Raw genomic sequence first — 18,659 nt, forward strand, 5'->3', positions numbered from 1 at the left:
GCTCTTTCATGCTCAGACGCTTCTGGCTACTGTTCGCGCAAGCGGTCACCGTGCTGCTTGCGTTGCTCTTCATCATTGCCACTCTCAAGCCTCAGTGGCTGCAACGCCAGGGTTCGTTCGGCAAGCAACTGGCGAATCCGATCATCGCCTTGCAAGAGGTTGCGCCCAGTCTGTCGGAGAAGCCGGCTACCGGCTCGTATGCCGATGGTGCACAAAAGGCCATGCCCGCGGTCGTCAGCATTTTTTCCAGCAAGGAACAAAAGCAGAACCGCGATCCGCGCCTCGACGATCCGCTGTTCCGTTATTTCTTCGGCGACGGGGGCGGCACGATGCGGCAAGACCCCGTGTCGAGCCTCGGTTCTGGCGTGATTGTGAGCAGCGAAGGCTATATTCTCACGAATCATCATGTGGTGGACGGCGCCGACGAGATCGAGGTTGCCCTCGCCGATGGCCGCAAGGCCCGCGCCAAGCTGGTCGGCAGCGACCCCGAGACCGATCTGGCCGTGCTCAAGATCACACTCGACAATCTGCCCGCCATCACGCTCGGCCGCATGGATCAGGTGCGGGTGGGCGATGTGGTGCTCGCCATCGGCAACCCGTTCGGTGTCGGTCAGACCGTCACGATGGGCATCATCAGCGCGCTGGGCCGCAATCACCTCGATATCAGCACGTTCGAGAACTTCATTCAGACGGATGCCGCCATCAACCCGGGCAACTCGGGCGGCGCACTGGTCGACGCGAACGGCAACCTGCTTGGCATCAACACGGCGATCTACTCGCGCAGCGGCGGCAATATGGGCATCGGCTTCGCGATTCCCGTGTCGACGGCCCGCTCGGTGCTCGAGAGCATCATCACCACCGGCGCGGTCACGCGCGGCTGGGTTGGGGTCGAGCCGCAGGACATCACCTCGGATATCGCCGAGTCGTTTGGCCTGCAGCAGGATTCGGGCGTCATCATCGCCGGAGTTGTGCAGGGCGGACCGGCCGATAAGGCAGGCATTCAGCCGGGCGACATCCTGACCAAGGTGAATGGCGAGTCGATTCGCGACACGACCGAACTGCTCAACGTCATCGCCCAGATCAAGCCGGGCACGCAGGCCAAGCTGCACGTCACGCGCAAGAAGAAGGAGCTGGATCTCACGGCGACCATCGGCATGCGCCCGCCGCCGCCCAAGCGACCGGCCCAGGAAGAAGACGACGGCAGCGACGACAACAGCGCCGACTGAGTCCGTCGGGCACCCCTCTGGAAGGACGAAACGGCTGCGCTTCGGCGCGGCCGTTTTCATTTGTGCGACGGACATGGGCTTGCCCCCCAATCGCTATCGCGCTGTCGCCGTCATCCCCCCATCACCAACAAAAAAAGCACGGGCCAGGCCCGTGCTTCCGTGTACTTGCGTGCGTGCGCGGGGGGCGATGCCCCGCGGCAGTTCAATGGCGTCAGGGCGCCGCCTGCCCGTTCCCTTCGCTGCCTTCGCCTTCCGGCCGCCCCTGCTTGACGAAGAGCCGCGCGGCGATCAGACCCAGTTCGTAGAGGATGATGAGCGGAATGGCCAGCATCAGTTGCGAAAGGACGTCCGGCGGCGTGACGACGGCGGCCAGCACAAAAGCACCCACCACCACGTACGGACGGATCTGTTTGAGCTTCTCGATGCTCACCACGCCCATGCGTGCAAGCACCACCACGACCACAGGCACTTCGAAGGTCACCCCGAAGCACATGAACATCGTGAGGACAAAACTCAGGTAATTGTCGATATCCGTGTTCATCTCCGCGCCCAATGGCGCGTTGTAATGCGCCATGAAGTGGAATACGGTCGGGAACACCAGAAAGTAGGCAAACGCCATGCCGAGCAGAAACAGTGTGTAGCTGCTGACCACCAGCGGCATGACCAGCTTCTTCTCGTGCTGATACAGCCCCGGCGCCACGAACGCCCACGCCTGATATAGCACGACGGGTAGTGCAACGACGAACGCGACCATCATCGTGACCTTCATCGGCACGAAGAACGAGCCGGTGATGTCGGTGACGATCATCTTGCCGCCGGCGGGCAGCGATTGCATCAGCGGGCGAGAAAGCAGACGGAAGATGTCCGGTGCCCAGTAGACCAGCGAGAGGAACACCACGATCACCGCCGTACCCGCGCGAATGATGCGATTTCGCAACTCGATCAGATGCGAGATGAAAGTCTCTTCGGTACCCCCGTCGGGGATTTGCTTGTCGTCGCTCACGTCGACTTATCCAGGAATAAAGCCGGCAGCACAGTGCCAGATGGCGGGAAGTTCAGTGCGCAAGCGCCTCAGAAGAACTTGACGGGCCGACGCAGCTTGGCCGGCGTATGACGCGCCACACGCGCGGCTCCTGACTGCACCCGCGTACGCGTGGTGCTGGCCTGCTTGAACCACATCGGCGTGGCAGCCCGGCGCACGCGCCAGTTGCGGCGCTTGGTCGACGTGCGGATACCCGATGTCACCACCGGTTCGGCAAGATAGCTGTCGGAATACCCGGTCGCTGCATCCGTGCCGCCGCCGGCGATTTCGCCGGTCGATGTCCCCGTGGCACTCGCCCAAGCGTCGTTGAGCGACGTTTCCTGCTCGTGCAGTTGCTTCTGAACAGTGTTCTGGGCGCTGCGGGCCGCGTCCTCGAACTGCGTGCGCATATTGCGCAGCTCATCGAGTTCCATCTCGCGGCTCACTTCTGCCTTCACATCGTTGATATAGCGCTGTGCGCGGCCGAAGAGCGCGCCCGCCGTGCGAGCCACTTTCGGCAGGCGCTCGGGACCGATCACGACCAGCGCGACAACGCCGATCAACATCAGTTTGGAAAGGCCGAGATCGATCATGTCGACGCCGGCTTAGCCTTGCTTATGGTTGCTCGCGTCCTTGGCCTGCACGTCGATGGTGGTCGAATCGCGCAGTTCCTTGGCAGCAGCCGGGTCGTCCTTGGCAGCCGGAGCCCCACCTTCGCCCTCCTTCATGCCGTCCTTGAAGCCCTTTACCGCACCGCCCAGATCGCTGCCCATGTTACGCAGCTTCTTGGTGCCGAAAACCATCATTACGATCACCAGCACGATCAGCCAGTGCCAAATACTCAACGAACCCATGACCACTCTCCTTGCGTTTTCCCACCCCTGCCGCCTCGCGGCGAGGTCTTGTCGGGGTGCTCTGTGTTTGCCCCGGTGCCCGCAGCAACATGCCCCATTGTGGCACATCGCGTGTGACGTCCTGCATCGTAACCGGGCCGGGCGCCGGGTAGAAATAAATGTTTCGTGAAACCTTTCCCGATGCGGGAACATTGCACAAATTAACAATTCAACGCAGCAAATCGTCGCAAAATGCCGCCACCACCACTTACATGCGCTTCCACGGCCGCGGTCCGGCCAGAATGTGCATGTGGAGATGATAAACCTCTTGCCCGCCCCCCGGCCCGGTGTTCATCACGACCCGGAAACCGTTGCCTTCAATGTTCGATGCATCGCCGTCGAACCGGTACCCCTGTTCGGCAGCGAGCTTCGGCGCAAGCATCATCATCTTGCCCAGCAGCGCCTGATCTTCGGGCTTGCAATCCTGCAGCGTGGCAATGTGCTTGCGCGGCACCATCAACAAGTGCAGGTCGGCCGCCGGATTGATGTCCTTGAACACCACGACATCGTCGTCGGCATAGACCTGCGCGCTCGGGATCTGCCCGGCAATAATCTTGCAGAAGATACAGTTATCTTGCGTCATGCGTGTGTCTTCCTCACGGATTCTCGAATGGAGCAAAGCGCGGCCCGAAGCGGTTCAGGCGCGCGCAGCGTACATGGGCTTGTTGTCGTTCAGATAGAGCCAGCCCTTGACGATTCGGTACAGCGTCCAGATGCCAAGCACCCAGAGAATCGCAAAGCCGACCATCACCACGGCGAGCGCCACGCCAAGCACGCCCCAGGCCACTGACCACCAGAAGGTGCGAATCTGCCAGGTGAAATGCGAGGCGTAGAGCGTGCCGACCACGTCGTCGCGCTTGATGTAGTTGATGATGATCGCCACGATCGCGGTCACACCACCCGTGAGCCAGAACAGCGCATAGAGTGCGTAGAGCACGTGCGTGAGCTTGCGCAACGCCCGCTCCTGCTCGGCGCTCGGTGCGCTGGGTGTGTTGACGACGTACGGGTGGTCCGTGCTGCCGGGTGAGCCGGTCGTACCGGTCTGCGGATCGTTCATGAGGCGTCTCCTCGCGTGAGCCTGCCCGCCATGTGAGTCATGCCGGACATGACGGCCAAAGGGGAAGTCAGTCCGCGTGTTCGCCGCGCGTGCTGCGCTGCGCCTTCTCGACGAGCCCCGACAATCCTTCGCGGCGCGCCAGTTCGGCGAGCACTTCATTCGGGCTCAGGTCGTGATGCGCCAGCAGCACCATGCAGTGAAACCACAGATCGGCCGTCTCGTTGACGAGTTTCTGGCGCAGATTGTCAGCCCCGCCGATGCGAATGTCCTTCGCCGCGAGCACCACTTCCGTGGCTTCTTCGCCGATCTTCTTGCAGATGGCGTCGTCGCCCTTGTGGAACAGACGGGCGACGTACGACTTGTCGGGATCGCCGCCCTTGCGCGAGGCGATCACTTCGGCAACACGCTCGAGCGTATCGTTCATGGCGGTCACTTGTAGATCTTGTGGGGGTCTTTGAGCACCGGCTCGACCGTGGCCCAGCGGCCATCGTCGACACTGCCCTCGAACTTCTGGAAAAAGCAGGAATGACGGCCGGTATGGCAGGCAATGCCGTCGATCTGCTCGACCTTGATCAGCACCACGTCTTCGTCGCAATCCAGTCGAATCTCATGCACTTTCTGCACGTGGCCCGACTCCTCGCCCTTGTGCCACAGGCGTTTGCGCGAACGCGAGTAGTAGACGGCTTCACCTGTCTGCACCGTGCGCGCGAGCGCCTCACGGTTCATCCAGGCAAACATCAGCACGTCGTTGCTGCCGACTTCCTGCGCGATGACGGGCACGAGGCCCTGCGCGTCCCAACTTACCTTGTCCAGCCAGTCTTGCGTCATGATCCGTCGATTCCCGTTCAGAGCCGCACCGAAATGCCCTTGTCGGCCATGAAGTGCTTGGCTTCGCCGACGGTGTGCTCGCCATAGTGGAAAATGCTTGCGGCGAGCACGGCATCGGCATGACCTTCGGTCACGCCGTTGGCCAGATCGGCCAGCGATCCCACGCCTCCCGAGGCGATCACGGGAATGCTCACGGCGTCCGACACGGCGCGCGTGAGCGCCAGATCAAAGCCGCTCTTCGTGCCGTCGCGATCCATGCTGGTGAGCAGAATCTCGCCCGCGCCGAGCGCTTCGACCCGCTTCGCCCAGGCGACTGCGTCCAGCCCGGTTCCCTTACGGCCGCCGTGCGTGAAAACCTCCCAGCGCGGCGTTTCGCCGTCGGCCGAGACACGCTTGGCGTCGATCGCCACGACAATGCACTGCGAGCCGTACTTGGCAGACGCGTCGGCCACCAGTTGCGGATTGGCCACCGCCGACGAGTTCATGCTGACCTTGTCCGCACCGGCGTTGAGAAGGCGGCGCACGTCGGCCACCTCGCGCACGCCGCCGCCCACGGTCAGCGGAATGAAGACCTGCGCGGCCACCGCTTCGATGATCGGCAGGATGAGATCGCGCCCGTCGGAGGTCGCCGTGATGTCGAGGAACGTCAGTTCGTCGGCACCCTGCTCGTCGTAGCGGCGGGCGATCTCGACGGGGTCGCCCGCGTCGCGAAGTTCAACGAAGTTGACGCCCTTGACCACACGGCCGGCCGTCACGTCCAGACACGGGATGATGCGTTTAGCGAGAGCCATGATGATGGCAGGCGAGGCGGCCGCAGCCGTGGGCTCGCTTATGCCGCTCCTCCGGAAAGCTCATCGGCGCGCGTTTGCGCCGTCGAGAAATTCAGGTCGCCCGAGTAGATCGCGCGGCCGCAGATAACGCCTTCGACACCCTCGTGCTCGACCTGGCACAGCGCATCGATATCGCCCAGATTCGACAGGCCGCCGCTGGCGATCACCGGTACGGTCACCGCCTGCGCCAGACGTACCGTCGCATCGATATTGATACCCTGGAGCATGCCGTCGCGGCCGATGTCGGTGTAGATGATCGACTCTACGCCGTAATCCTCGAACTTGCGCGCCAGATCCACGACTTCGTGGCCGGTGAGCTTGCTCCAGCCGTCGGTGGCGACTTTGCCGTCCTTGGCATCGAGGCCGACGATGATATGTCCGCCGAATGCGGTGCATGCGTCCTTCAGGAAGCCAGGGTTCTTGACCGCAGCCGTCCCGATGATGACGTACGACAGACCATCGTCGAGATAACGCTCGATGGTATTCAGGTCACGAATGCCGCCGCCCAATTGCACGGGAATATCGGCGCCGACCTCCTGAATGATGGCGCGGATGGCCGCTTCATTGCGCGGCTTGCCGACGAATGCACCATTCAAGTCCACCAGATGGAGGCGGCGTGCGCCTTGCTCGACCCAATGTCGAGCCATGGCAGCGGGGTCCTCCGAGAATACGGTGGCTTGATCCATGTCGCCCTGTTTGAGGCGAACACATTGACCGTCTTTAAGGTCGATGGCCGGAATGAGCAGCATAGGCAATCGTGAAACGTCGCTAGTGGGAAGTAAAAGAAATTCGCAAATTACGCGGACAACACAAAACCGATCCCTGCCTTGCCGGGCACCGGCACATCGGGATCGGATTCGTCAACATGACACACAGTATAAGCCGTGACGGCGCACGCGCTCCGAGAGGAATCGGGGCGCCCACGTGCCACTCGGTTCACGCTCAGGGCTTCCACTGCGCAAAATTGCGATAAAGGGCAAGGCCGGCCTGGGCGCTCTTTTCCGGGTGGAACTGGGTGGCGAAGATATTATCTTGGGCCACTGCACAGGTAAAGGGCACACCATAGACCGTTTCGCCGACCGTCAGTTCGGGCTTGGCGGGCACAACGTAGTAGCTGTGCACGAAGTAGAAATAGCAGTCGTCGGGCACACCGGCCCAGATCGGGTGGCCGTGCGTCTGATGCACGCGATTCCAGCCCATCTGCGGCACCTTGAAACGCGAACCGTCATCCTGCAACTGGCCTTCGAGGTCGAAGCGCACCACGCGGCCCGGCAGCAGGCCGAGTGCAGGCGTGTTGCCTTCGTCCGACACGTCGAACAGCATCTGCTCGCCCACGCACACGCCGAACATCGGCTTGGTGGCAGCGGCTTCGACAACGGCTTCGCGCAGGCCCGACTCGTTCAGACAGCCCATGCAGTCACGCATGGCCCCCTGCCCCGGCAGCACCACGCGGTCGGCGGCGCGAATTTCGGAGGCGTCGCTGCTGATGCTCACGTCGGCCTCCGGCGCGGCCGCACGCAGCGCCTGATAAACCGAGCGCAGGTTGCCCATTCCATAGTCGACAATCGCAATCTTGTTCATCTCAAACTCGGCAGCAGTATTTTCAAACCATCGATAATGAATTCCACGGCCAGCGCCGAGAGGATCAACCCCATCAGACGCGTGCCGATGTTGATGCCCGTGCGCCCAAGCCAGCCTTCGATGCGCCCGGCGCTGCGCAGCGCCACCCAGCACACCGCGCCTACGCCCACCCCGATCGCCACGAGCGCCAGAATCTGCGCCCAGCCGTGCGCACGGCCCGAGTAAACGATCACGGTACTGATCGTGCCCGGACCGGTGAGCAGCGGGATCGCGAGCGGCACCACGGCAATATTCGGCCGTTCCTCCGCTTCGTGACGCTCTTCGGCCGTCGCCCGCGTGTTGCCCGTCTGCGCGTTGATCATGTTCACGGCCATAAGCAACATGATGACGCCGCCGCCAACTTCAAGCGACGCAATCGAGATGCCGAAGAAGCGAATGATGGCTTCGCCGAACAGTCCCGAACCTGCGACCACCAACGCCACGGCAATCGCCGCAATGTCGATCGTATGGCGTTTCTCTTCGCGCGTCTGCGTGGACGTCAGGCTGATGAACAGCGGAATCGCCCCGAGCGGGTTGATCAGGGCCAGCAGCGAGATGAAGAACTTGAAGGCGTCGAGCGTCATAGGGGGCACACGGCGCCGGCGTCCGGCCGGTCGATGATGCGTCGTCGGGGGCCACCGGCCTGACAGACCGGCGGGCTATCCTATCCGGCAGGCAGCGCCGGGGTCTCGCGTTACAGGCTTCCCTTCGTAGACGGCACGACACCCGCCGCACGCGGATCGATCTCGACCGCCATGCGCAGCGCGCGGCCGAACGCCTTGAACACCGTTTCGCATTGGTGGTGGGCGTTGATACCGCGCAGGTTGTCGATATGGAGCGTGACGCCCGCGTGATTCACGAAACCGCGGAAAAACTCGATGGTCAGGTCGACGTCGAAATTACCGACACGCGCGCGCGTGAACGGCACGTGGAATTCGAGACCGGGACGGCCCGAGAAGTCGATCACCACGCGCGAAAGCGCTTCGTCGAGCGGCACATAGCTATGGCCATAGCGCACGATGCCCTTCCGGTCGCCGATGGCCTTGGCGACGGCCATACCCAGCGTGATACCGACGTCTTCCACCGTGTGGTGATCGTCGATGAAGGTATCGCCGCGAGCTTCGACTTCCATGTCGATAAGGCCGTGGCGCGCAATCTGGTCGAGCATGTGGTCCAGAAACGGCACGCCGGTATCGAGCGTCTTCCGGCCGGTGCCGTCCAGATCGATCTTGACGCGTATTTGCGTTTCGCTGGTATCGCGAACGACTTCCGCAATGCGCATGATGGTGAGTTCTCGTCGTATAGCTTGTTAGAGCGATGCAGCCAGGGCTTGAACCATTGCCGCATTCTCCGTGGGGGTGCCGACCGTCAATCTCAGACAATTGGCCAGCAATGCGTGCATTTTACCCACGTTTTTGATCAACACCTTGTGTGCGAGCATGCCGGCGTGCGTTTTGTCCACATCCGGCACGCGAACGAGCAGGAAATTCGCGTCGCTCGGGAACACCGTCGTACCTGGCAGCGCCGCCACCGCCGCAGCCAGCCGCGTGCGTTCGGCCCGCAATTCGGCCGCCTGCGCGTCGAGCACGTCGAGGTGATCGAGCATGAATTCGGCACACGCCTGGGTGAGCACATTCACGTTGTACGGCGGGCGCACCTTGTCGAGCTGGTCCAGCCAGTCCGCACTGCCCGCCACGTAGCCCAACCGGATACCCGCCAGACCGAGCTTGGAGACGGTGCGCATGACCAGCAGATTCGCAAACTCCGGCAGGCGCGGCATCCAAGTTTTCCGGGCAAACGGCTGGTACGCCTCGTCGATCACCACCAGCCCCCGGCCGGCGGCGCGTATGAGTGCTTCGATGTCGTCGTCGGCGAACAGGTTGCCCGTGGGGTTGTTCGGGTACGCCAGATAGACCACCGCGCCTGGATGCGCCGCGATGGCGTTGCGCATCGCCGGCATATCGAGCGAGAAGTCGGGACGCAACGGCACGCCAACGAACTCGATGCCCGCAAAGCGCGAGGACATCTCGTACATGACGAAGCCCGGCATCGGGGTGATCACGGCAGCGCCCGGACGCGCCGTGGCCATGGCGATCATGCTGATGATCTCGTCCGACCCGTTGCCCAGCAACAGCCGCGCCCCGGCCGGCACGCCCATCGCGCGTGCGAGCTTGTCGAGCAGCGCCTGCGGACGCGGCGCCGGGTAGCGGTTGAGCGCCACGTCGGCCAGACGATGACCCAGTTCGCTGCGCAGTGCGTCCGGCAGACCATACGGGTTCTCCATCGCGTCGAGCTTGAGGAAGCCGCTGGCATCGGGGACGGGGTAGGTGCTCATGGCGAGCACGTCGGGGCGGATCACTTGGTCGACGGACATGGCGAAGAATGAGGATCGTGTATGAAGGTCGTGTAACGCGAATCAGTTGAACGCGAAGGTCAGCCGTCCGGCATCGGCACCGTCGATCTTGACGGTGCACCGGCGGCCGGTCTCCACGCTGCCGAGCGCGTCGGTAATGCGCTGCACGCGCATGCCGGTCTGCCAGGACAGCGCCTGCGCCACGGCCGGGCTCACGCGTGCGGGCGACGCTTCGGCCTCGCAGCGCATGGCCACAAGGCGGTTGCCAACGCGCCCGAACACCCCATGGGCGACTTCGTCGTCCGTGCCGCGCAGGGCAGTCTTGCCGTTGAGCCGCAATATGTAGACGTCGTTGTCGAATGCCTGACGACGCACGCATACCGTCAAACGCTCGGCGGACTCGCCGTCGAACGTCGCGTGCTGACAGCTATTGCCGGCGGCATGAACAGCGGCGCTGGCCGTGACACCGAGAGCCAGCACGGCGGCAGCCCGCAGCGCAGCCCGCGCAACGCGGGCTGGCAGCGAAAACGACGGAGACACAGGAATTGCGCGGGCCCGACGCCAGGCGGCGGCCGGCGTCGTTTGACAGTACGCGGGCCGCAGGGCGTCGTCGCGCATGTCAGGACTCGCGATGCAAACGGTATTCGGCGCTGCGCGCGTGCGCTTGCAGGCCTTCGCCGTACGCCAGTTCGGCGGCAATCTCGCCGAGCATGCGGGCCCCCCCCTCGCTCACTTCGATGAGACTCGAACGCTTGATGAAGTCGTACACGCCCAGCGGCGACGAAAAACGCGCGGTGCGCGACGTCGGCAGCACGTGGTTGGGACCAGCGCAGTAATCGCCCAGGCTCTCGCTCGTGAACTTGCCGAGGAAGATCGCACCGGCGTGACGGATCTTCTCGCCCCACTGTTGCGGCATCTCGGCCGAAATTTCAAGGTGCTCCGGCGCGATCACGTTGGCGATGTCGCAGGCTTCGGCCATATCGCGCACCTTGACCAGCGCGCCACGGCCTTGCAGCGACGCGGCGATCACGTCGCGACGCGGCATCTCGTCGATCTGCCGCTCCATCGAGGCGTGCACGCGTGCGAGGTACTGGGCATCCGGGCACAGCAGAATCGACTGTGCGAGTTCGTCGTGCTCGGCCTGCGAGAACAGGTCCATGGCAACCCAGTCGGGGTCCGTCGAACCATCGCAGATGACAAGAATTTCGGACGGCCCGGCGATCATGTCGATGCCGACAGTGCCGAACACCCGACGCTTGGCCGCGGCCACGAAGGCGTTGCCCGGGCCGACGATCTTGTCGACAGCAGGCACCGTTTCGGTGCCATACGCCAGCGCCGCAACGGCCTGCGCGCCACCGATGGTGAACACACGGTCCACACCGGCGATGTGCGCGGCAGCGAGCACCAGCGGGTTCTGCACGCCGTCCGGCGTGGGCACCACCATGATGATGTCCTTCACGCCGGCCACACGCGCCGGAATCGCGTTCATCAGCACGGACGACGGATACGCCGCCTTGCCGCCCGGCACATAGATGCCCACGCGGTCGAGCGGGGTGACCTTCTGGCCCAGCACCGTGCCGTCCGACTCGGTGTACTGCCAGCTATGGGTGCCGCATTCGATGCGTTGCTTCTCGTGATAGGCGCGCACGCGGGCGGCCGCCGCTTCGAGCGCGGCACGGCGCTTCGGCTCGAGGCTCTCGAGCGCTGCAGCCAGCGCTTCGGCGGGCAGTTCGAGCGCCGTCATGCCACCTGCGCTCAGACGGTCGAACTTGTTGGTGTATTCGATAACGGCCGCATCGCCGCGCGTCTTCACGTCGGCAAGAATTTCGGCGGCCGCGCGGTCGATGGCGGCGTCTTCGCTCGCCTCGAACGCCAGAACGTCGCGAAGCTGCTTCGCGAAGCCTTCAGCGGAGGAATCGAGTTTGCGAATATCGAGTTTCATGCTGTTTGCCGGGACGCCTGCTCGAAGGCATCCAGAATAGGCTGCAACGACTCGCGTTTCAACTTGAGCGCAGCCTGGTTGATCACGAGGCGGGACGAGATGTCCATGATCTCTTCCACCTCCACCAGATTGTTGGCCCGCAGCGTACCGCCGGTGCTCACCAGATCGACGATCGCGTCGGCCAGTCCCACGAGCGGACCCAATTCCATCGAGCCATACAGCTTGATCAGGTCGACGTGCACGCCCTTGGCCGCGAAGTGCTCGCGCGCGGTCTGCACGTACTTGGTCGCCACCCGCAGGCGCGCACCCTGACGTACAGCATTCGCGTAATCGAAGCCCTTCGGTACAGCCACAGACATGCGGCAGCGCGCAATGTTCAAATCGATTGGCTGGTACAGACCGCCGCCGCCGTGTTCGATGAGCACGTCCTTGCCGGCCACGCCGAAGTCGGCGGCACCATATTGCACATAGGTCGGCACGTCGGTCGCGCGCACGATGATCACGCGCAGGTTCGGGTCCGTCGTCGGCAGAATCAGCTTGCGCGAGGTCTCCGGGTCTTCCGTGACTTCGATACCGGCAGCGGCCAGCAACGGCAGCGTCTCCGTAAAGATACGGCCTTTGGAAAGCGCCAGCGTCAGCGGCTGAGCGAGCGGCTGGGCCGGCTTGGCGGAACTCATGCAATCTCTCCCTGGCGTGCTTCGACACGCCGGATTCGGGCGCCCACGGCGCACAACTTTGCCTCGATACGATAATAGCCTCGATCGAGGTGATGAATACGGTCGACGAGCGTGCGGCCGTCGGCCGTCAGACCCGCGACGATCAGGCTGGCGGAAGCGCGCAAATCGGTCGCCATGACATGCGCACCCGACAGGCGATCCACGCCGGAAATCCGCGCCGTGTTGCCGTCGATGCCGATATTCGCGCCCAAACGCATCAATTCCTGCACATGCATGAAGCGGTTCTCGAAGATCGTTTCGACGACCTGCGAGCCCCCCTCGGCAATGCAGTTCAGCGCCATGAACTGGGCTTGCATGTCGGTCGGGAACGCCGGATATTCCGACGTACGGAAACTCACCGCACGCGCGCGCCGGTCCATCGTCGCGCGCAGCCAATCCGCACCGGCGCTCACGTTGGCGCCGGTTTCGCGCAACTTCCCGATCACAGCGTCGAGCGTGGACGGCAGCACGCGACGCAGCGTGATATCGCCACGCGTCGCCACGGCCGCGCACAGAAACGTGCCGGCTTCGATCCGGTCGGGTACGACATCGTGCGTTGCACCATGCAAGCGCGCCACGCCGGTCACCACCAGACGATCGGTGCCGATGCCCTCGATCTTCGCCCCCATCTTCACCAGCAGGTGGGCCAGATCGGTCACTTCCGGCTCGCGGGCGGCGTTGGCCAGCACGGTCACGCCGTCGGCGAGCGTTGCCGCCATGAGCAGGTTTTCGGTGCCCGTCACGGTGATCATGTCGGTCACGAGCGTCTCGCCACGCAGGCGTGCCGCCTTGGCCACGATGTCGCCGTGCGTCAGCGTGATCTCGGCGCCCATCTTCTGCAGGCCCTTGATGTGCTGATCGACCGGTCGCGCCCCGATGGCGCATCCGCCGGGCAGCGACACGCGCGCTTCGCCACAGCGGGCGAGCAGCGGGCCGAGCACGAGAATCGATGCCCGCATGGTCTTCACGAGGTCGTAAGGGGCCGCAGGCTCGGCGATCTGCGACGCGTCGAGCGTGACCGATTCACCGTGGCGCTCGACCTTGACGCCCATGCGCGCGAGCAGCGTCAGCATGGTACGCACGTCGTGCAGATCCGGCACGTTACCGAGCACCAGCGGCTCGGCCGTGAGCAGACTCGCGCACAGAATGGGCAGCGCGGCGTTCTTGGCACCCGAGACGGTAATCTCTCCTGCCAGCCGCTCGCCACCTTCGATTTCAAGGTGGTCTGCGGCCACGCGCTCGCCGGCGGCGGCCTCGCTGTTGCCGGCTGCGCCGGCGCTCTCTTGCGTAATCCTCATTGCGCCTGATACTCCGTGGGCGTGAGGGTCTTCATCGACAGCGCATGAATTTCCGCCTTCATGCGATCGCCCAGCGCGGCGTATACGAGTTGATGGCGCGCAATGAGGCGCTTACCTTCGAACTGCGCGCTCACGATGGTCGCGAAGAAGTGCTGGCCATCACCTTCGACGGCCACGTGTTCGCAAGCCAGGCCGGCTTCGATGTACTGTTTGATTTGTTCGGGGGTAGGCAGCATTGCCGATCCTAGAGAAGTTCAGTGACGCAGTTTGTAGCCGCGGCGCAGCAGATTCAGCGCCACGATTGCGAGTATCAGGAAAGTCGCACCGACGACGGCGAGGCTCGTCTCCGGGGCCACGTCGGACACACCGAAGAAGCCGTAACGGAACCCGTCGATCATGTAGAAAAACGGGTTGAAGTGAGAGACAGCCTGCCACAGCGGCGGCAGCGAGTGAATCGAGTAAAACACGCCCGCGAGGAACGTCGCCGGCATGATCAGGAAGTTCTGGAACGCCGCGAGCTGGTCGAACTTCTCGGCCCAGATGCCTGCGATCAGTCCCAACGTCCCGAGAATCGCCGCCCCGAGGAACGCGAAGCCGATGATCCACAGCGGCGCGGCAAACGACAGATGCGTGAACGCCGCCGTCACCACGAAAACGCCCAACCCCACCGACAGCCCGCGCACCACGGCGGCGAGCACGTACGCACCGTACATCTCCCAATGCGAGAGCGGCGGCAGCAGCACGAACACGAGGTTGCCCGTGATCTTGGACTGAATCAGCGACGACGAACTGTTGGCGAACGCGTTCTGCAACACGCTCATCATCACCAGGCCCGGCACCAGAAACGCGGTGTAGGTGATCTGGTCATAGACCTTCACGCGATCTTCGAGTACATGGCCGAAGATCATCAGATACAGCAGCGCGGTGAGCACCGGCGCGCCCACGGTCTGGAAGCTCACCTTCCAGAAACGCAGCACTTCCTTATAGAACAGCGTGCGGAATCCGACCCATCCACCGATCATGCTGCCACCTCCTGCGCGCGTGAACCGGACATGATCTGCACGAACACGTCTTCGAGATCGGCCTTCTGAATGTCGATGTCCTCGACGATGCCGCCCGCCGCGCGGCAGGTGGCGAGAATCGATTCCACTTCGTCGCAGCCCGCCAGCCGCAGCGCGAACTGATGCCCGCCCGTGTCCTGTCCGTCGACCAGCAGCGGACGCAGTTCGTCGGGCAGCGTGCCTTGCTTGAAACGCAGCACGAGACGCGTGCCCGCGAAGCGCTGGAGCAGCGAGGCGGTGCGCTCGAGCGCCACGACTTCACCGCGCTTGAGCATGGCGATGCGATCGCACAGCGTTTCGGCTTCTTCCAGATAGTGCGTGGTGAGCACGATCGTGTGGCCTTCGCGGTTCAGACGCGAGATGAACTTCCAGAGCGTCTGACGCAGTTCCACGTCAACCCCGGCGGTCGGCTCGTCGAGCACGATCACCGGCGGACGGTGCACGAGCGCCTGCGCCACGAGCACGCGTCGCTTCATGCCGCCCGAGAGCTGGCGCATGTTGGCATTCGCCTTGTCGGTCAGATCGAGGTTGGCCATCACTTCGTCGATCCAGTCGTCGTTGCGCGTCAGCCCGAAGTAGCCGGACTGGATACGCAGCGTTTCGCGCACAGAGAAGAACGGATCGAAAACGAGTTCCTGCGGCACCACACCGAGCTTGCGCCGGGCATTGCGGTAGTCTCGCACCACGTCGTGCCCGAGCACGCTGATACTGCCCGCATCCGCGCGCGCGAGGCCCGCGAGAATGCTGATCAGCGTAGTCTTGCCAGCGCCGTTGGGGCCGAGCAAACCGAAGAATTCACCTTCTTCGATCGAGAAGCTGACGCCCTTGAGCGCCTGCAACGCCTGATAGCGTTTTTTGACGTTACGGATTTCGATGGCGGCCATGGACTGCGCGCACCCGTCTTGGCGGGCACGCCATTGTGTTCTCCGGTCACGACTGGCCGTGGGCGCAGACCGCTGGGATCGCGGCAGCAGCCAAATCGGCGGCAAGGGTGCCCGGATGGGGATAACTGCCCAAAAGTCGGCAGAAAACCCCTGATTATAAAGGAAGCCGGTACCGGCCGTGCTTACAGCGGGTCTGGCGGTGCCGTAACGTCCGTCACGCCCATAACGCCCATAACGCCGGTAACGTCTGTAACGCACGACTTTCGGCGAGCGCTATCGCACCGCCCACAAAAAAAGCGCCGTTGGGAGACGGCGCTTTCTTCAGGGGCGGCAGTCCGGCCAGACGCATCAGCTCGAGAGCAGATGGTCGACACCGTACACCAGTGCAAGGCTGGCCAATCCCGTCGGCAAGTTAGTGAACGCCAACGTCGCACCGCGGCGAACCGCATGGCGGCGCAGTGCCAGCAACACGGCAAGCGCCGACGAGTCGAAATGCGTCAGTCCGGCGCAATCGATCTGGGTTTCGCCCGCATCGATGCGGTCGATCGCCTTTGCGAGAACGTCGCCGGCGGTGTCGTGCGTGAGGTCGGTCTGCAACGCGAGCATGCGCTTACTTGCCGCCGGCGAGTTGCTGGTTACGCTCGGTCAGGAACTTGATCAGGCCATCGACGCCCGATTGATTGACCTTCTCCGAGAACTGATTGCGGTACGTCTGGATGAGCCAGGCGCCCAGCACGTTCAGGTCGTACAGCTTCCATTCGCCGCTGGCCGTCTTGTACAGGCGGTAGTCCAGTTCGACCGGCTGACCGTTGTTGATGACATCGGTGTAGACCACGGCGTCGGTGTCGCTCGGCTGAGCGCGGAACGGCTTGTAGTTGACCTGCTGGTCACGAATCTGCGCAATGGCGCCTGCATACGTGCGCAGCAGCAACATCTTGAACTGCTCCGTCAGTTGCTGACGCTGAGCTTCGGTCGCCGTTGCCCAAGCGCGGCCCGTCGCCAATTGCGTGGTCCGCTTGAAGTCGGCGTGCGGCATGATCTTCTGCTCGACCAGCTTGGTGATGCTGTTCAGATCGCCCTTCTGGATGTTCGGATCGTTCTTGGCGGCGGTCATGACTTCGGTCACGGTCTGCTTGACCAGCACGTCCGGGGCCTGCGCCTGCGCCATGGCAGAGCCGGCAGCGGTGTAAGTCATGAACGCCATGACGGGAATGAGCCAGAACTTCTTCATTGTGGACTTCCTCTTTCGAGTAACGAGTGTTGCGAGATTGGATACCCGCGTCGTGTCTTGAGTTCTCGGAATGACGGCAGTGTCGTGTAACAAACTGTTGCCCGAAGGGCCTGCCGACGGCGCCCCGGCGAGCGGGGCGCGCTTCATATATGCGGATCGGCGCCGAACTGCGCTCGATCTGCGTCGATCAACGATGGAACGGCAGGCCACCCGGGACCAACTTTCCGGGCACCGGCGAGCCTTGCGGCGCTTCCGGCTCGCCTTGCACGCCCGAGGCCGGTGCCGGTGCCGGTGCGCTTGCGCCCGACGCGGGCGCAGCCGGCATCGGCTGTCCGCTCTTGCCGCCAGCGGCAGCCCCTGCGGCACCCGCTGCGTCCCCTTCGTCCTCGTAGTTCGGCAGCGTGGCATCACCCGATGCGCCGCCATTGATCAGGTACTTGCGACGCGCCAGATAGGCGTCCCGCGTGAACGAGTACGGATCGAGTGCGGCAGCTTCCAGCAGGTTCGATGCGTCGAGCAGGTTCGCCCGCGTGTTCACCAGACGCACGCCAAAGAGCGAGTAGCTCACCCAGTCCGGCCTGATGTAAGACGTCGGATCGATGACCATGTTGCCGGCCATGCCGACGGTGTCGCGCACGGTGCTCGGCCCGAGCAACGGCAGCACGAGGTACGGACCGTCAGGCAAGCCCCACTTGCCCAGCGTCACGCCGAAATCCTGGCTGTGCTTCGGCAGCCCGGCCGGCGTTGCGAAGTCGAACAGACCGCCCACGCCGAAGAACGTGTTGATCGTCAGGCGCATCAGATCCTGCGCGGCGGCCGTGATCTCCAACTGCAACAGATTGTTGGCGAAGTTGTACACATCGCCCACGTTCGAGAAGAAGTTCGTGACCATATCGCGTGCCGGATCCGGCACCGCGTAGCGGTAGCCCTTGGCTACCGGCACCAGGACAGCCTTGTCGAGCGTGTCATTGAACGTATACATCGAACGGTTGAAACCTTCGATGGGGTCGGCGGCATTCGGGTTGGTGACAGTGGCGCAGCCTGCCAGCGTCATCGCGCCGGCGGCCAGCACTACCGAAGTACGGAAGCGGGTCATTCTTTTATTTTCCTTGGTTTACCGTTGCTGCCCCTTGCGCCGGTGCTGCCGCAGGAGTTGCTGGCGCCGGCGCAGCCGATGCACCGCCCGCCTGGGCGCCACCGGCATCCGCCGCCTTGTTGTACAAGAACTGGCCGATCAGATTTTCCAACACGATGGCGGATTGCGTGAGCGTGATCGTATCACCGCCCTTGAGCATCTGATCGTCACCGCCGGGCTCAAGGCCGATGTATTGCTCGCCGAGCAGACCCGAGGTCAGGATCTTCGCCGACGAGTCCTTCGGAAACTGATACTGCGCATCGATATTGAGCGTGACATCGGCCAGATAACGCTTGTCGTCGAATCTGATCGACGCCACGCGACCGACCACCACGCCCGCGCTCTTGACCGGCGCGCGCGGCTTGAGACCACCGATGTTGTCGAAGCGCACCGTTACCGGATACGTACTCGAGAACGACAGCGAACTCATGTTGCCCGCCTTGAGTGCGAGGAATAGCAGTGCTGCAAATCCGAGAACCACGAACAGGCCGACCCAGAAGTCGAGGGGGTGTTTTTTCATTGTGTCAGTGTGCGCAAACTGTCTGTCTATGTCTTGGCAGGCAC

Annotated in this window: 25 protein-coding genes; 1 reads left to right on the plus strand and 24 read right to left on the minus strand. The window is 63.4% G+C overall.

Annotated elements, in window-relative coordinates; all coding sequences use genetic code 11:
- Nucleotides 1–8: 8 nt before the first annotated feature.
- A complete protein-coding gene (locus tag PCO31110_RS21050; protein WP_010808190.1) occupies nt 9–1,226 on the plus strand; it encodes a Do family serine endopeptidase in 1,218 nt (405 codons plus the stop codon).
- 211 nt (nt 1,227–1,437) lie between these two features.
- On the opposite strand, the gene tatC is transcribed toward PCO31110_RS21050, so the two are convergent.
- From tatC to mlaD, 24 genes are all read right to left on the minus strand, one after another.
- Nucleotides 1,438–2,229 (minus strand): twin-arginine translocase subunit TatC, encoded by a 792-nt coding sequence (gene tatC / locus PCO31110_RS21055; protein WP_010808189.1) that lies wholly within the window; start codon nt 2,227–2,229, stop codon nt 1,438–1,440.
- Between the two features lie 68 nt (nt 2,230–2,297).
- The gene (gene tatB, locus PCO31110_RS21060; RefSeq protein ID WP_010808188.1) at nt 2,298–2,840 is read right to left on the minus strand and encodes a Sec-independent protein translocase protein TatB; all 543 of its coding nucleotides are present in this window, start codon (nt 2,838–2,840) and stop codon (nt 2,298–2,300) included.
- Nucleotides 2,841–2,852: 12 nt separating this feature from the next.
- On the minus strand, nt 2,853–3,101 hold the full coding sequence (gene tatA / locus PCO31110_RS21065) for a Sec-independent protein translocase subunit TatA (RefSeq protein WP_010808187.1): 249 nt from the start codon (nt 3,099–3,101) through the stop codon (nt 2,853–2,855).
- Nucleotides 3,102–3,348: 247 nt separating this feature from the next.
- Entirely contained in the window at nt 3,349–3,723 is a 375-nt protein-coding gene (locus tag PCO31110_RS21070) for a histidine triad nucleotide-binding protein (RefSeq protein WP_010808186.1), read from the minus strand.
- Nucleotides 3,724–3,777: 54 nt separating this feature from the next.
- Nucleotides 3,778–4,197 (minus strand): DUF4870 family protein, encoded by a 420-nt coding sequence (locus PCO31110_RS21075; RefSeq protein WP_246189924.1) that lies wholly within the window; start codon nt 4,195–4,197, stop codon nt 3,778–3,780.
- 67 nt (nt 4,198–4,264) lie between these two features.
- A complete protein-coding gene (locus PCO31110_RS21080; RefSeq protein ID WP_010808184.1) occupies nt 4,265–4,621 on the minus strand; it encodes a phosphoribosyl-ATP diphosphatase in 357 nt (118 codons plus the stop codon).
- Between the two features lie 5 nt (nt 4,622–4,626).
- Nucleotides 4,627–5,025: a phosphoribosyl-AMP cyclohydrolase gene (hisI, locus tag PCO31110_RS21085; RefSeq protein WP_010808183.1), complete on the minus strand. Its 399-nt coding sequence runs from the start codon at nt 5,023–5,025 to the stop codon at nt 4,627–4,629.
- Between the two features lie 17 nt (nt 5,026–5,042).
- The gene (gene hisF / locus PCO31110_RS21090; protein WP_010808182.1) at nt 5,043–5,816 is read right to left on the minus strand and encodes an imidazole glycerol phosphate synthase subunit HisF; all 774 of its coding nucleotides are present in this window, start codon (nt 5,814–5,816) and stop codon (nt 5,043–5,045) included.
- A gap of 38 nt (nt 5,817–5,854) precedes the next feature.
- The gene (gene hisA / locus PCO31110_RS21095) at nt 5,855–6,604 is read right to left on the minus strand and encodes a 1-(5-phosphoribosyl)-5-[(5-phosphoribosylamino)methylideneamino]imidazole-4-carboxamide isomerase (RefSeq protein WP_010808181.1); all 750 of its coding nucleotides are present in this window, start codon (nt 6,602–6,604) and stop codon (nt 5,855–5,857) included.
- 193 nt (nt 6,605–6,797) lie between these two features.
- A complete protein-coding gene (gene hisH / locus PCO31110_RS21100; RefSeq protein ID WP_010808180.1) occupies nt 6,798–7,436 on the minus strand; it encodes an imidazole glycerol phosphate synthase subunit HisH in 639 nt (212 codons plus the stop codon).
- Complete coding sequence (locus tag PCO31110_RS21105) at nt 7,433–8,059, minus strand: MarC family protein (protein WP_010808179.1); 627 nt, start codon at nt 8,057–8,059, stop codon at nt 7,433–7,435. Before PCO31110_RS21105 ends, hisH begins: the two co-directional genes overlap by 4 nt.
- A gap of 110 nt (nt 8,060–8,169) precedes the next feature.
- Nucleotides 8,170–8,757 (minus strand): imidazoleglycerol-phosphate dehydratase HisB, encoded by a 588-nt coding sequence (gene hisB, locus PCO31110_RS21110; RefSeq protein ID WP_010808178.1) that lies wholly within the window; start codon nt 8,755–8,757, stop codon nt 8,170–8,172.
- A 27-nt stretch (nt 8,758–8,784) separates the two neighbouring features.
- The gene (gene hisC / locus PCO31110_RS21115) at nt 8,785–9,849 is read right to left on the minus strand and encodes a histidinol-phosphate transaminase (RefSeq protein ID WP_150691305.1); all 1,065 of its coding nucleotides are present in this window, start codon (nt 9,847–9,849) and stop codon (nt 8,785–8,787) included.
- Nucleotides 9,850–9,891: 42 nt separating this feature from the next.
- Nucleotides 9,892–10,368, minus strand: a complete 477-nt coding sequence (locus PCO31110_RS21120; protein WP_150691306.1) for a hypothetical protein — start codon at nt 10,366–10,368, stop codon at nt 9,892–9,894.
- 79 nt (nt 10,369–10,447) lie between these two features.
- The gene (hisD, locus tag PCO31110_RS21125) at nt 10,448–11,770 is read right to left on the minus strand and encodes a histidinol dehydrogenase (RefSeq protein ID WP_150691307.1); all 1,323 of its coding nucleotides are present in this window, start codon (nt 11,768–11,770) and stop codon (nt 10,448–10,450) included.
- Complete coding sequence (gene hisG, locus PCO31110_RS21130; RefSeq protein WP_010808174.1) at nt 11,767–12,447, minus strand: ATP phosphoribosyltransferase; 681 nt, start codon at nt 12,445–12,447, stop codon at nt 11,767–11,769. Before hisG ends, hisD begins: the two co-directional genes overlap by 4 nt.
- Entirely contained in the window at nt 12,444–13,784 is a 1,341-nt protein-coding gene (gene murA, locus PCO31110_RS21135; RefSeq protein WP_150691308.1) for a UDP-N-acetylglucosamine 1-carboxyvinyltransferase, read from the minus strand. The genes hisG and murA overlap by 4 nt, the downstream gene beginning before the upstream one ends.
- Nucleotides 13,781–14,020, minus strand: a complete 240-nt coding sequence (locus tag PCO31110_RS21140) for a BolA family protein (RefSeq protein ID WP_010808172.1) — start codon at nt 14,018–14,020, stop codon at nt 13,781–13,783. Before PCO31110_RS21140 ends, murA begins: the two co-directional genes overlap by 4 nt.
- A gap of 18 nt (nt 14,021–14,038) precedes the next feature.
- Complete coding sequence (locus tag PCO31110_RS21145) at nt 14,039–14,806, minus strand: ABC transporter permease (RefSeq protein ID WP_010808171.1); 768 nt, start codon at nt 14,804–14,806, stop codon at nt 14,039–14,041.
- Entirely contained in the window at nt 14,803–15,729 is a 927-nt protein-coding gene (locus PCO31110_RS21150) for an ABC transporter ATP-binding protein (protein ID WP_010808170.1), read from the minus strand. Before PCO31110_RS21150 ends, PCO31110_RS21145 begins: the two co-directional genes overlap by 4 nt.
- Nucleotides 15,730–16,077: 348 nt before the next feature.
- Entirely contained in the window at nt 16,078–16,335 is a 258-nt protein-coding gene (locus PCO31110_RS21155; RefSeq protein WP_010808169.1) for an STAS domain-containing protein, read from the minus strand.
- A 4-nt stretch (nt 16,336–16,339) separates the two neighbouring features.
- Nucleotides 16,340–16,960 carry an MlaC/ttg2D family ABC transporter substrate-binding protein gene (locus PCO31110_RS21160; RefSeq protein WP_010808168.1) on the minus strand — a complete coding sequence of 207 codons (621 nt, stop codon included), beginning with the start codon at nt 16,958–16,960 and terminating at the stop codon, nt 16,340–16,342.
- Between the two features lie 187 nt (nt 16,961–17,147).
- Nucleotides 17,148–18,056, minus strand: coding sequence for an MlaA family lipoprotein (locus PCO31110_RS21165; protein WP_150691309.1), 909 nt, complete (start codon nt 18,054–18,056; stop codon nt 17,148–17,150).
- A 4-nt stretch (nt 18,057–18,060) separates the two neighbouring features.
- Complete coding sequence (mlaD, locus tag PCO31110_RS21170; protein ID WP_010808166.1) at nt 18,061–18,615, minus strand: outer membrane lipid asymmetry maintenance protein MlaD; 555 nt, start codon at nt 18,613–18,615, stop codon at nt 18,061–18,063.
- Between the last annotated feature and the right edge of the window lie 44 nt (nt 18,616–18,659).

The organism is Pandoraea communis, assembly GCF_902459745.1.
GTDB classification, from domain to species: Bacteria; Pseudomonadota; Gammaproteobacteria; order Burkholderiales; family Burkholderiaceae; genus Pandoraea; species Pandoraea communis.

Coding starts and splice junctions, on each gene's coding strand:
- hisB (WP_010808178.1), bottom strand. CDS start 8,757: ATGCGCATTGCGGAAGTCGTTCGCGATACCAGCGAAACGCAAATACGC.
- tatA (WP_010808187.1), bottom strand. CDS start 3,101: ATGGGTTCGTTGAGTATTTGGCACTGGCTGATCGTGCTGGTGATCGTA.
- PCO31110_RS21150 (WP_010808170.1), bottom strand. CDS start 15,729: ATGGCCGCCATCGAAATCCGTAACGTCAAAAAACGCTATCAGGCGTTG.
- hisA (WP_010808181.1), bottom strand. CDS start 6,604: ATGCTGCTCATTCCGGCCATCGACCTTAAAGACGGTCAATGTGTTCGC.
- PCO31110_RS21155 (WP_010808169.1), bottom strand. CDS start 16,335: ATGCTCGCGTTGCAGACCGACCTCACGCACGACACCGCCGGCGACGTT.
- hisC (WP_150691305.1), bottom strand. CDS start 9,849: ATGTCCGTCGACCAAGTGATCCGCCCCGACGTGCTCGCCATGAGCACC.
- PCO31110_RS21160 (WP_010808168.1), bottom strand. CDS start 16,960: ATGAAGAAGTTCTGGCTCATTCCCGTCATGGCGTTCATGACTTACACC.
- hisI (WP_010808183.1), bottom strand. CDS start 5,025: ATGACGCAAGACTGGCTGGACAAGGTAAGTTGGGACGCGCAGGGCCTC.
- PCO31110_RS21050 (WP_010808190.1), top strand. CDS start 9: ATGCTCAGACGCTTCTGGCTACTGTTCGCGCAAGCGGTCACCGTGCTG.
- hisH (WP_010808180.1), bottom strand. CDS start 7,436: ATGAACAAGATTGCGATTGTCGACTATGGAATGGGCAACCTGCGCTCG.
- PCO31110_RS21140 (WP_010808172.1), bottom strand. CDS start 14,020: ATGCTGCCTACCCCCGAACAAATCAAACAGTACATCGAAGCCGGCCTG.
- murA (WP_150691308.1), bottom strand. CDS start 13,784: ATGAGGATTACGCAAGAGAGCGCCGGCGCAGCCGGCAACAGCGAGGCC.
- hisD (WP_150691307.1), bottom strand. CDS start 11,770: ATGAAACTCGATATTCGCAAACTCGATTCCTCCGCTGAAGGCTTCGCG.
- PCO31110_RS21080 (WP_010808184.1), bottom strand. CDS start 4,621: ATGAACGATACGCTCGAGCGTGTTGCCGAAGTGATCGCCTCGCGCAAG.
- PCO31110_RS21145 (WP_010808171.1), bottom strand. CDS start 14,806: ATGATCGGTGGATGGGTCGGATTCCGCACGCTGTTCTATAAGGAAGTG.
- PCO31110_RS21105 (WP_010808179.1), bottom strand. CDS start 8,059: ATGACGCTCGACGCCTTCAAGTTCTTCATCTCGCTGCTGGCCCTGATC.
- PCO31110_RS21075 (WP_246189924.1), bottom strand. CDS start 4,197: ATGAACGATCCGCAGACCGGTACGACCGGCTCACCCGGCAGCACGGAC.
- hisG (WP_010808174.1), bottom strand. CDS start 12,447: ATGAGTTCCGCCAAGCCGGCCCAGCCGCTCGCTCAGCCGCTGACGCTG.
- tatB (WP_010808188.1), bottom strand. CDS start 2,840: ATGATCGATCTCGGCCTTTCCAAACTGATGTTGATCGGCGTTGTCGCG.
- hisF (WP_010808182.1), bottom strand. CDS start 5,816: ATGGCTCTCGCTAAACGCATCATCCCGTGTCTGGACGTGACGGCCGGC.
- mlaD (WP_010808166.1), bottom strand. CDS start 18,615: ATGAAAAAACACCCCCTCGACTTCTGGGTCGGCCTGTTCGTGGTTCTC.
- PCO31110_RS21165 (WP_150691309.1), bottom strand. CDS start 18,056: ATGACCCGCTTCCGTACTTCGGTAGTGCTGGCCGCCGGCGCGATGACG.
- PCO31110_RS21070 (WP_010808186.1), bottom strand. CDS start 3,723: ATGACGCAAGATAACTGTATCTTCTGCAAGATTATTGCCGGGCAGATC.